General features: G+C 69.4%; 12 protein-coding genes. 4 read left to right on the forward strand and 8 right to left on the reverse strand.

Annotated elements, in window-relative coordinates:
• Nucleotides 1-78: 78 nt before the first annotated feature.
• The 5 genes from uraD to K2X24_RS14805 form a co-directional block, all read right to left on the reverse strand.
• Entirely contained in the window at nt 79-597 is a 519-nt protein-coding gene (gene uraD / locus K2X24_RS14785) for a 2-oxo-4-hydroxy-4-carboxy-5-ureidoimidazoline decarboxylase (protein WP_292499136.1), read from the reverse strand.
• Nucleotides 598-608: 11 nt separating this feature from the next.
• The gene (gene uraH / locus K2X24_RS14790; protein WP_292499137.1) at nt 609-962 is read right to left on the reverse strand and encodes a hydroxyisourate hydrolase; all 354 of its coding nucleotides are present in this window, start codon (nt 960-962) and stop codon (nt 609-611) included.
• A gap of 54 nt (nt 963-1,016) precedes the next feature.
• Nucleotides 1,017-1,520: a hydroxyisourate hydrolase gene (locus K2X24_RS14795; protein ID WP_292499138.1), complete on the reverse strand. Its 504-nt coding sequence runs from the start codon at nt 1,518-1,520 to the stop codon at nt 1,017-1,019.
• Between the two features lie 99 nt (nt 1,521-1,619).
• A complete protein-coding gene (locus K2X24_RS14800; protein ID WP_292499139.1) occupies nt 1,620-2,987 on the reverse strand; it encodes an MFS transporter in 1,368 nt (455 codons plus the stop codon).
• A gap of 195 nt (nt 2,988-3,182) precedes the next feature.
• Entirely contained in the window at nt 3,183-3,845 is a 663-nt protein-coding gene (locus K2X24_RS14805; RefSeq protein ID WP_292499145.1) for a GntR family transcriptional regulator, read from the reverse strand.
• A gap of 281 nt (nt 3,846-4,126) precedes the next feature.
• Between K2X24_RS14805 and K2X24_RS14810 the strand changes: the two genes are divergently transcribed.
• A complete protein-coding gene (locus K2X24_RS14810) occupies nt 4,127-6,169 on the forward strand; it encodes an autotransporter domain-containing protein (protein WP_292499140.1) in 2,043 nt (680 codons plus the stop codon).
• A 380-nt stretch (nt 6,170-6,549) separates the two neighbouring features.
• On the forward strand, nt 6,550-6,789 hold the full coding sequence (locus K2X24_RS14815; protein ID WP_292499141.1) for a hypothetical protein: 240 nt from the start codon (nt 6,550-6,552) through the stop codon (nt 6,787-6,789).
• Nucleotides 6,790-6,953: 164 nt separating this feature from the next.
• Here the strand turns inward: K2X24_RS14815 and map are convergent, their stop codons facing one another.
• Both map and cysS read right to left on the reverse strand, forming a co-directional pair.
• Nucleotides 6,954-7,706, reverse strand: a complete 753-nt coding sequence (gene map, locus K2X24_RS14820; RefSeq protein WP_292499142.1) for a type I methionyl aminopeptidase — start codon at nt 7,704-7,706, stop codon at nt 6,954-6,956.
• A 31-nt stretch (nt 7,707-7,737) separates the two neighbouring features.
• A complete protein-coding gene (gene cysS / locus K2X24_RS14825) occupies nt 7,738-9,117 on the reverse strand; it encodes a cysteine--tRNA ligase (RefSeq protein WP_292499143.1) in 1,380 nt (459 codons plus the stop codon).
• 313 nt (nt 9,118-9,430) lie between these two features.
• On the opposite strand from cysS, the gene K2X24_RS14830 reads away from it, so the two are divergent.
• Nucleotides 9,431-9,784: a hypothetical protein gene (locus K2X24_RS14830; RefSeq protein ID WP_292499144.1), complete on the forward strand. Its 354-nt coding sequence runs from the start codon at nt 9,431-9,433 to the stop codon at nt 9,782-9,784.
• A gap of 44 nt (nt 9,785-9,828) precedes the next feature.
• Here the strand turns inward: K2X24_RS14830 and K2X24_RS14835 are convergent, their stop codons facing one another.
• On the reverse strand, nt 9,829-10,344 hold the full coding sequence (locus K2X24_RS14835) for a CreA family protein (protein WP_292499146.1): 516 nt from the start codon (nt 10,342-10,344) through the stop codon (nt 9,829-9,831).
• A 164-nt stretch (nt 10,345-10,508) separates the two neighbouring features.
• Between K2X24_RS14835 and K2X24_RS14840 the strand changes: the two genes are divergently transcribed.
• A partial coding sequence (locus tag K2X24_RS14840; RefSeq protein ID WP_292499147.1) for a DUF2865 domain-containing protein occupies nt 10,509-11,300 on the forward strand: 792 nt, incomplete at its 3' end.

Below are 11,300 nucleotides of genomic sequence, written 5' to 3' on the forward strand. Positions count from 1 at the left end.
GGTGGTTTGGCGACTGTCGACGTCCGGGCAGGGAAGGGCGGAAGCGGACGACGTGTCCGGTGCCTTTGCGCCGGTCTCTCAGGGGCCGATCTCGAGGACGATCCGATCGAGGCGCATCCGCGTGATCGCCGCGATCTCGGCGAGCGTCGCGTCCGCCTCGGTCGTCGCATCGCGGCCCAGTCGCTGCTCGAACAGCGCCAGGATCTCGTCCCGGCCGCGGCCCCGCACCGCGACGATGAACGGGAACCCGAACGTCGTCCGGTAGGCGGCGTTCAGCCGGTCGAACCGATCAAGATCGGCCGCGCTCAGCCGGTCGAGCCCGGCGCTGCCCTGCTCGCTCACCGAATCCGCCGTCATGCTGCGCGCCCGCGCTTCGGGGCCCGCGAGTTCGGGGTGTCCGTTGAGGAAGGCCAGCCGCTCCGCTTGCGACGCATCCCGCACGACGCGCATCATCGCCGCGTGCAGGTCGGCCACATCCGTGAACGGGCCGGCGCCGAAAGCACGCTCCGCCACCCAGGGTGCGTGCTCGAAGGTTTGCCCGAGGAGGGCGACGAAGCCGTCGCGATCGAGGGCATTGACGGCGGTGATGTCCGGCATCGGCGTCCTCTTCAACTGCCGCGATAGGTCGTGCAGCTGCCGGGCGTGCACAGCAGGGGCACATGGTAGTGCTGCTTCACGTCGAAGATCGAGAAGCGGACGACGGCGTTGTCCACGAACGGCTCCTCCCCGCCGGCATCCGGCAGCCCCTTGAAGTAGGCGTCGGTGTGAAACTCCAACTGGTACTCGCCGACCCGCGCGTCCGCGGCGGCGACGACAGGCCCGTCGGTGCGGCCGTCGGCGTTGGTCGTCATCGTTTTCACCATGCGCCAGGTGTCGCCCTCCCTGACCGAGAGTTCGATCTTCACGCCCGCCGCGGGCCTTCCCCGATCCGTGTCGAGGACGTGGGTGCTGATCCCGGCCATCTTCGGCCTCCTTGTTGCGATGATCGGTCTGACGAGAGCCGTGCGGCCGGGGTGCTAGCTGCCGCGATAGTAGGAATAGCCCCAGGGGGAGAACAGGATCGGCAGGTGATGCCGCTGGCCGACGTCGCGGATGACGAAGCGCACCGGCACGAGACCGAGGAAGTTCGGGGTCGGCAGCTTGACGTCGAGCGCGCGAAAATAGGCCTCGAAATGCATCAGCAACTCGTAGCGGCCGGCCTTGAAGGCGTCGTCGACCAGCAGCGGTTCCGCGGTCCGGCCGGTCGGCGCGGTCGTCACCGTCTTGATCAGCCGATAGGTGTCGCCCTCCCGGATCGAGAGATCGCAGGCCATGCCGGCGCCGGGCGTGCCGTGGAAGTTGTCGATGGCATGCATCGTCAGGCGTGGAGACAGGCCCATCTGCGAGGACGGCGCCGTGGTGAGCGTCCCGGGCTTGGGCGGGGCACCGGGTGCCGGGCTCGTCTGCGCGAGGGCACCCGGCGCCGTGCCGGCCATCACGGCGCCGCCGAGGCCGGCGCCGACGAGGCTGCGGCGTGTCAAGGCATGTCGATCCAAAGCGAACTCCTGCAACGTTCCGGGGTCTTGGCTCGGTGTCGTGTCCCGGTGTCTTGTCCGATAGGGTCTCGCGCGTGGTCCGCCTCAGGCCTGTTCGTGGGCCGCGCGCGCCTCGGCCCGGTGCTTCAGCGCCGGCGTGGCTGGGGGAATGAAGCGCAGGATCAGCAGAAGCGTGGCCGCCTCGAAGACCGCCACCAGGTAGAGGCCGGTGGAGGCCGAACCGGTGTGCTCGCGCAGGTAGCCCATCGCGGCCGGTGCTCCGAAGCCCGCGAGGTTGGCGACCGAGTTGATCAGCGCGATGCCGGCCGCTGCCGCCGAGCCGGCGAGGAAGCGGCCCGGAATCTGCCAGAACACCGGGATCGCGCTCATCGTGCCGACGATCGCCACGGTGAGGGCCAGCATGGCCAGGACCGGATTCGACGGGATCAGGACGCCGACGGCCGCGATGGCCAGCGCGCCAATCGAGGCCGGGATGCCGCAATGCAGCCGTGCCTCCCCGGTGCGGTCCGAATGACGGCCGTTGAGGATCATGCCCGCGCCGCCGCAGAGATAGGCCGCCGACATGATCCACCCGACCGTGAGCGGATCGGTGTAGCCGGCCTCCCGCACCACGCTCGGCCCGAAGAAGGTGAGCGCCGAATTGGCGGTGATGATGCAGAAGAAGATGGCGATGCACTGCCAGACGCGCGCGTCCTTCAGGGACGCCAGGATCCCGTGCTCGCGGGGGCCCAGGGCCGCCGCGTCGCGGGCGAGATCCGCCTCGACCAGGGCCTTCTCCGCGGGCGTGAGCCAGTTGGCCTTGGCTGGGCGATCGGTCAGGTAGAACAACGTGACGACGCCCGCGAGGATCGACGGGATGCCCTCCAGCAGGAAGACCCACTGCCAGCCGGCCCAGCCGTTGACGCCGTTCATGCCGTTGAGGATGGCGCCCGCCAGCGGGCCGCCGATGACGCCCGCCAAAGCGGACGCCGACATGAACAGGCCGAATACCTTGGCGCGCCGTTCGGTGGGGTACCAGTAGGTGAGGTACAGGATCACGCCGGGATAGAACCCGGCCTCGAAGACCCCGAGAAAGAACCGCAGCACGTAGAAGAACGCGGGCGTGGTGACGAACATCATCGCCACGCAGCAGATCCCCCACAGGAAGGTGATCCGCGCGATGGTCTTGCGGGCGCCGATGTATTCGAGCAGCAGGTTGCTCGGAACTTCGCAAATGAAGTAGCCGAGAAAGAAAATCCCCGCGCCGATGCCGTAGACGGTCTCGCTGAACTTGAGGTCGCTCAGCATCTGCAGTTTGGCGAAGCCGATATTGACGCGGTCGATCCATGACAGGATCCACAGGACCATCAGGAACGGCAGAAGCCGCAGGGTGATGCGGCGATACGCGCGATCGAGGGTTGCCGGTGGCCCGAAGGTATCCTCGATGGGGGCCGCCTGCGCTTGGATCGTCATTGCTCACTTTGTCGACAGGTCAGAACGATCGAGACGCTGTTCGAGGACGTCCGGTGTCGAATTCCTGCAAAAATCAGACCAGCACAGGAAACGCGTCGCTCACCCCCGCACGGATGAATTCTGCATCGAGCACGGCCGTCGGTCTACTGGTTCTCCCCGTGGTTCGGTGGGCCGGCGCATCGCTCGGGCAAGCCGTCATCCGTGCTGGAGGATGTACAGACGCAGGGCGCCGGCGGCGTTCAGCATGTGGGCCCGCATGCGCCCGGCGGCGGCGTCCCCGTCGCCTTCGGCGATCGCCGCGAGGATCTCGCCGTGCTCGTCGTGCGAGCGGTGGATGCGCGCCTCGTGGCGCAGCTGGGTGCGTCGGAAGGCGGAGAGCCGCGTGCGGATCGCCAGCGCCTGCTCGGCGAGGAAGCCGTTCAGCGTGCTCCGGTAGAGGGTCTCGTGGAAGGCCCGGTTGAGCCCGTCATAGGCGTCGTAGTCACCGTCCCGGGCCGCCGGGGCCGCGCGCCGGTGCAGGTCCATCAGGGCGCTGAGTTCGAGCGGCCGGATGCGGTGGGTCGCCATGCGCACGCACAGGGCCTCGATCTCCGCCGTCGCCTCGAACATCTCCATGATCCGCTCAGGCGTCACCGGCGTCACGACGACGCCGCGGCGCGGGCGAACCTCCACGAGTCCGTTCAGGGCGAGCTGCCGGAGCGCCTCGCGCACGGGCGTCCGCGAGGCGCCGAACCGCTCGGCGATCTGCTGCTCGTCGATCGTCACGCCGGCGGCGAGCGCACCGGACGCGATCGCGTCCGTCAGCACGTTGCGGATGCGGTCTGAGAGGAGTTCGCGCCCCTCGACGTGGCTGGTCATGCGGCGCTCGGGTGTCCGGCTTCGACTGGCTGCGTGCATGAACGATCCTGCATCGCCACGCCACTCTCCAGGGTCCGCCCCCGCCCGGCGGACTCTTTCCGCAGCTACTGCCGTTCCGGCTGTACGATGGGCTTTGCATGCCGATAAGCGGATTTATTCCATGTGCGCATGCGCATGAGCCGCTGAAAGAGTCCTATTTATACGCAGGTGAGGATTTTCGGTGACATCGGAATCATTGCGCGGGACGTAGCATCATACTGCATAAGCGCGGGGAGGCTGCGATGAGTGTGTTCGGCAAGGTGCTCGTACCGGCGGGGGTGGCGTGCGCCCTCGCGACTCCGCTCCACGCGCAGGTGCTCGGGTTGAACCCGACGCCCGACGTGGCCGTGTCCTACGGTTACCCGGATGCGATCCCGAACGGCGGGCGGGCGCGTCCTGAGATCGCCGCCGTCACCGGCTTCGGCCGGGTCTTCGGCTACGGTTCGAGTTCCACCAACACCCGCAACGCGCCCCTGCAGCGGGATCCCGGCTCACCCACCGGCATCGCGGGCAACACGCCCTACCAGTACATCGAGCTGCTCTCGCCGCAGATCGGCGGCAGCTTCCGGCGCGGCAACACCTTCCCGCCCGGAACCGATTTCGCCGATGGCGGCGCGACCACGCAGACCGGCCTGCTCGGCAGCCCCGTCGGCTGCACGCTCAAGGTGAACTGCACGTTCCAGCCGCAGATCGAGCAGTTCAAGCAGACCTACGGCGGTTACGCGCCCAACGATCTCGTGGTGCACTGGCTCGGCGTGAACGACTTCAACAACGTCACGAGCCGGGCGATCCTGGACGCCCGCGTGCGGGACTACGGGTTCTACAACAACGAGATGATCCGCCAGGACCTGCAGCTCGGCGCCCGGAACATCATGTTCCTCGGCATGTCGGATTTCGGGAAGCTCGCCAACTATACGCGAACCGGCGACCCGGCCCTGCTGACGGAGGCCACGCAGCGGGTGAACGCGGACTCGATCGCCAGCCTGACGGCGCTGCACAACCAGTACGGCGCCAACATCCACTACTTCGACTTCGACATGCTGGTGAACCAGATCCGCGCCAACCCAACCGCCTACGGCTTCTCGCCCCAGGGCGTCGGCGCCAACGTCTCCTGCCTGGGGAACGCGCAGGCGAACTTCGGCAAGGCCTGCACCAGCCTGACCTTCGCGCAGCAGAATTCGTTCCTGAGCTACGACGGCCTGCACTGGACCTACCGCTACCACGACATCATGTCCCTCGCGATCGCCAACCAGCTGATCGCGCCGTACACGATCGCGCCGCAGGGGGAGATCGCGGACGTGAGCGCGCGGGCCTTCGGCAACAGCCTGCTGCTGCGCCTCGACGCCTACCGGGCGCAGAACACTCCTGCCCTGGTGCCGGCCGCCTACACGGCCGACCTGCCGGGGCGCGCGGCCCCGCCGGTGCCCATGGCGGTGCTTCTGGGCAACCCCGTCTCCCTGTTCGCCGAGGGCGGCTACGCCAACGGCAGCCGCGAGCGCCGCGTCGGGGCGCCGGGCTTCGACTACGAGGCGCCGAGCGTCACGGTGGGCGCCGAGTACCGCGCCCGGCCCGACCTGCTGCTGGGGGCGGCCTTCAACTACAGCAACGCCAGCACCAACCTGACGAGCCTGGGCGCGCTCGGCGCCACCCGGATCGACGTGGACACCTACCAGTTCGCGGGCTTCGCCTCCCTGAACCGGCCGGACTGGTTCGCCGACCTCGTGGTCGGCTACGGCTTCAACGACTTCGCCGTCTCCCGCGCCGGGCTCCTCGACCGCCTCAGCGCCACGCCGCGGGCCGAGACCCTGCTGGTGGCGGCCAAGGCGGCCTACCTGTTCGACCTTGGCGCGGTCCGGGTCGGCCCCGTGGGCACGCTGACCTACGCCCATACCTGGATCGACGCCTACCGGGAGCAGGGCGACCCCCTGCTGACCCAGGCGGTGGGACGCCAGGCGCGCGACGGCCTGACGGGGGGCGCCGGCCTCCAGGTCCGCCTGCCCGTCGCCTTCGGCGAGCGCGTGCTCAGCCCCTTCGTCAACCTGACGGCCGAGCACGACTTCCTGGGCCAGCTGCGCACCATCACCACGGCCCAGACCTACGCCCTGACCCTGCCGATCGCCACCGCGATCCGGGGCTATGACGGGGGCACCTACGGCAAGGTGGCGGCCGGCCTCAGCATCGACCTCGGCGGGGGCCTGAGCGGGATGATCAACGGCGCGGCCACCTTCGCCCGCGCCAACGGCGACGACTTTGCCGTCAACGGAGGCCTGCGCTACCGCTACTGACTGGCAGACGCCCGGGGCCGGGTCCGGGGCGGTACCGGACCCGGCCTGCCGTCCGATCCGCCCGGCTCCTGCCGCGGCGGATCGCGGGCTCGAGGGTTTGAGCCCCGCGGGGGCGGCCCGTCTCACCGACCCGAGCTTACGCCACAGCGACGGCGCCCATCATCCGCACCACCGCATCCGACCCGTCGATATCCATCGACGATGCCCTGTGTTTGCGGAGCAGGGTCCGCCAAGAACCGTCATCGCGTGTCACGGTGCGACGAATGGAAAAAGGGCGCGCGGCGCCAAGATGCTCTACATGCGAAATGTCGCGGCCGTGTTTTCGGCATTCCGCGCTTGAGAGACGGATGTGCTCCCGCCTTCTATGTGTGGAGACCATTTTGCCGCGCTATTATTTCGACATTCACGACGGCGCCGAAGTCCAACGTGACGCCCACGGCATCGAATGTGCCAGTGCGGCTGCCGCGACCGTCGAGGCCAAGCGGGTGCTGCCGGCCATCGCCGCCGACGAAGTCCCCCGCGACGGCGACCATCGCAACTACACCGTCGTCGTCAGGGACACGCTGGGCGCGCCCCTTTACACGGCGTCCCTGTCGTTCGTCGGAACATGGCTGACCTGACGGACCTCGTTTTGCCGCGCCTGTTCGCGACGAACCGGTTTCCGCTGCGTCGGAATGCGCTCCAAGCAGGGTCGCCTTGGCAAGCCAACGCTTCGCCCTGGTTAGACCTTTGATAAGTCACAGGTTTTGGTCGCAAGGCCGGCGACCGCTTTTGCGAAACCTGCTTAGGCCCGCGGCATGGTGAGGACCAGCGGGCCGTTGCGCGTGGCGATCACGGTGTGCTCGTACTGCACCGTGAGGGCCCGGGGCCGGCTGTAGAGGGTCCAGGGATCGTCGCCGTCCTCGGCGAAGTCGGCCCCCAGGGACAGGAACGGCTCGACCGTGAAGACCAGCCCCTCCGTCATGATCCGGCGCTCGGAGGCGTCGGGCCAGGTCGCGATGGCGGTCGGCTCCTCGTGCAGCGACAGGCCGACCCCGTGGCTGGCGAGGTTGCGCACCAGCGTGTAGCCGTTCTTGCGGGCAAAGCTGCCCACCGCCTGGCCGATGCCCGCGAGCGGCCGGCCGGCGCCCACCGCGCGCAGGCCCGCCCAGAGCGCCCGGCGCCCGTCCTTGCAGAGCCGCTCCACCGCCCGCGTCACCGGCGGCACCGCGAAGGAGGCGCCCGTGTCGGCGAAGTAGCCGTCCTTCTCGGCGGAGACGTCGATGTTGACGAGGTCGCCCGGGCCGATCCGGCGCTCCCCCGGGATGCCGTGCGCGATCTCCTCGTTGACGCTGATGCAGGTCGCGCCGGGAAAGCCGTAGGCCAGCTCCGGGGCCGGCCGGGCGCCGGCGGATTCCAGGAAGGCACGGCCGATCCCGTCGAGCTCCCGCGTGGTCATGCCGGGCTCGATGGCCCGGCCCATCGCCTCCAGCGTGTCGGCGACGATGCGCCCGATCCGCGTCAGCCCCGCCACGTCCTCCTCGCTCGACGCCGTCATGGGGTCTCCTCGCTCCAGGCCGCGACGCGTCTCAGGACACCACGCTCCAGGTCGTGCCCGCCTTGCCGTCCTTGACGGCGATGCCCATCGCCAGGAGCTCGTCGCGGACCCGGTCGGAGGCGGCCCAGTCCTTGGCGGCGCGGGCCGCGCGGCGGGCCTCGATCAGGGCTTCCACGCGGGCGACGTCGATGCCGGCCGCCTGGATCGAGCCCTGCTCGCGGGCCGACTTGGTCTGCGTGAGCAGCCCGAGGAGGTTCGCGCCGGCCTTGAGCGCGGCCGGATCATCGAGTCGGTGGAGTTCGGCCAGCGCCGCGGCCGTGTTGAGGTCGTCGAGCAGCGGCTCCAGCACGGTCTCGGGGAGCGTCGGCGCGGGGGGCGTGTCGCCGACGAGGCCGTACCAGCGCTCGATCATCCGGGCGGCCTCCTCGAGGCCGCGCAGGGTCCAGTCGATGGGCTGGCGGTAATGGGTCTTGAGCATGGCGAGCCGCGCGACCTCGCCCGGCCAGTCCTTGAGCACGTCCCGGATGGTGATGAAGTTGCCGAGCGACTTCGACATCTTCTCCCCCTCCACCTGGAGGAAGCCGTTGTGCAGCCAGACATTGGCCATCACGTCCGTCCCGAAGCAGCAGCGCGACTGCGCCACCTCGTTCTCGTGGTGGGGAAAGATGAGGTCGATGCCGCCGGCATGGATGTCGAAGCGCTCGCCGAGATGCCTCCAGGACATCGCCGAGCACTCGATGTGCCAGCCCGGGCGCCCTGGCTCGGCGATGCCGCTGGGCGAGGGCCAGGCGGGCTCGCCGGGCTTGGATGGCTTCCAGAGCACGAAGTCGAGGGGCGAACGCTTGTAGGGCGCGACCTCGACGCGGGCGCCGGCCTCCATCTCGTCGAGCGGCCGCTTCGAGAGGGCGCCGTAATCGGGCATCGAGGGCACATCGAACAGCACGTGCCCGGCGGCCACGTAGGCGTGGCCGGCCGCCACCAGGCGATCGATGATCGTGTGCATCTCGCCGATATGGTCGGTGGCGCGGGGCTCGACGAAGCGCGGGCGCTCGCCCGCCACGTTCACGTCCCCGGGCATCAGCACGCCGAGCGCGCGGATGTCGGCGTGGAAGGCCTCGAGCGTCCCGTCGGTGAGTTCGCGGATGGTGATCCCGTGCTCGGCCGCGCGCGCGTTGATCTTGTCGTCCACGTCCGTGACGTTGCGCGCGTAGGTGACGTGGGCCTCGCCGTAGAGGTGACGCAGCAGGCGGAAGAGCAGGTCGAAGACGATGATCGGCCGGGCGTTGCCGATATGGGCCGCGTCGTAGACCGTCGGGCCGCAGGCATACATCCGCACATGGGTCGGATCGATGGGCGCGAAGGCGGCCTTCTCGCGGGTCAGCGTGTTGTAGAGCCGCAACATCGAGGCCATCAAACTTCCCTCAGCCGACGCGGGCATCCGCCTGCCCGCGCGTTCCTGGATCACCGCAGCGCCTTGGTTTCGCGCGGCTTTCGCGGCGGCAGACCGAACCGTCCGCCACATCGCCGCCGCGTTCCGCCCCGCACCCTGTTGCGCGGAGGCGACGGCCCGGCGGTGGTTCCTGGGCTACTCCAAAACCATGAGCAATTCGAGAACGACGCCGGACCGGCTTTCCTCGAAAACGGTCCTCGGACGAAAGGGTTTGTTAACCCGACCCTCCGAGATTTTCGCTACCCATGCCCCCGTCATCAGCAAGGTTCTGCCCATGCGCCGCGCGGCCGCCAACTTCGGCGCTCTCCTCGCCCTCGCCCTGACCGCCCAGGTTTCCCTTGCCCCGGCCTTCGCGACCGGCGACGGCGAGAGCCCCGCAAGGGCGCCCGCCGCGATCGAGAAGACGTTCCTCATCCCCTCGAGCGAGGGCTACGGCGTCGGCGACTGCCTCACCAACGGCGAGAGCGCCTGCGGCCAGGTGGTGGCCAATGCCTGGTGCGAGGCACAGGGCTTCGCCTCGGCCGGCTCCTTCGGCGTCGCCGCCCAGGACGAGTATACCGGTGCGATTCCCGCGCCCCCGGTGGTCAAGCCCGCCGAGCGCCCGATCCGGATCACCTGCCAGGATTGACCGGTCCCGAGCCGTCCGAGGGGACGGCCCGGACCCTCAATCGACTACTTCTCCATGAAGGCGTCGCAGCGCGGCGGCGGCTCGGTGCCCCAGGGCATCAGGGGCACGGCCGAGGTGGAGTTCTTGGGCGAGCCCTGGATCACCTTGTCCGAATAGACCATGTAGATCAGCGTGTTACGCCGCGCGTCGCAGCCGCGCACGATCTGCATGGACTTGAAGATCAGCGAGCGACGCTCGCTGAACACCACTTCGCCCTGCTTGAACTTGCCCTTGAACTGCACGGGGCCGACCTGGCGGCAGGCCAGCGAGATGTCGGAGACGTCCTCGGCGAGGCCGAGCGTGCCCTTGATGCCGCCCTTCTCCGGCTGCGTGTACCAGCAGGCGACCCCCGCCACGGACGGGTCGTCGATGCCGTAGACCACCAGCTTGTCGTTGGGCGTCAGCGGGCGCCAGACCGTCGACTTGTCGAAGATGCGGTCCGCATCGTCCGCCCGCGCCGCCGGTGCGGCGATTCCCATTCCCAGAGCCAGCGCGCCGGCTGTGAGACCCCGAAGCCACATCATCGTATCATTCCCCTCACGTTGGTCCCGGGCGCATGTGGGAAGGGTGTCGCTGCCGCGCGAGGGTCGCTAATAAACTTGTGTTGACCCGCTTCGCCGCCCGCTCCCGGTTCGCCGCGCGGCGCGCCCCGCCCGTCCCCGTCCCCACCCCGCGCAATCAGGTCATGCCGCTGATCCCCGTTCCGATCCGCACGCTCGTCCGGGTGCTTGCCGGCTCCCTCGCCGGGCCCCTCGCCGCGCTGGCGATGCTGGGCGCCGCCGAGGCGCAGACCTCCGCCTGCCTGCGTTACCGTTCCGAACTCGCCGGCCTCAGTGACGGCGCCAGCACGGCGCGGGCCCTGCAGAACGAGATCGGGCGCCTCAACGCCTATTACCGCACCCTGAACTGCGAGGGCGGGCGGTTCCTGTTCTTCGATTCGCGGCCCCCGCAATGCGGTGCCGTCGAGCAGCGCATCCGCGCCCTCAACGCCGGCTACGGGGCCGAGAACGGCGAGGTCACGGCCGCGCGCCGCCGGCAACTCACGGAGGCGATCGCCGCCGCCTGCACCGATCCGGCGAGCCGCAGCGTCATCCAGGCCGCGGACGGCCCCCCCGGCGAGAGGCGGGCGCGGGGCGGCGCTCAGGTGATCTGCGTGCGCAGCTGCGACGGCGCCTACTTCCCGATGACGAACCTGCCCGACGGCCGCGAGGGCGCCGACGAGCTCTGCCAGGCCCTCTGCCCCGGCACCGAGGCCGCGGCCTATTCCATGCCCTTCGGCGACGAGGCCCTGAAGCACGCCGCCACCCTGAAGGGCAGCCGCGCCTACACGGCCCTGCCGAACGCCTTCAAGTTCCGCACGAGCTTCACCCCGAACTGCTCCTGCAAGCGCGAGGGCCAGACCTGGGCGCAGTCGCTGGTCAAGGCCGAGAGCATGCTGGTCCGGCACAAGGGCGACATCTTCGTGACGCCGATGCAG

Source organism: Methylobacterium sp. (assembly GCF_019750675.1).
Lineage (GTDB): Bacteria > Pseudomonadota > Alphaproteobacteria > Rhizobiales > Beijerinckiaceae > Methylobacterium.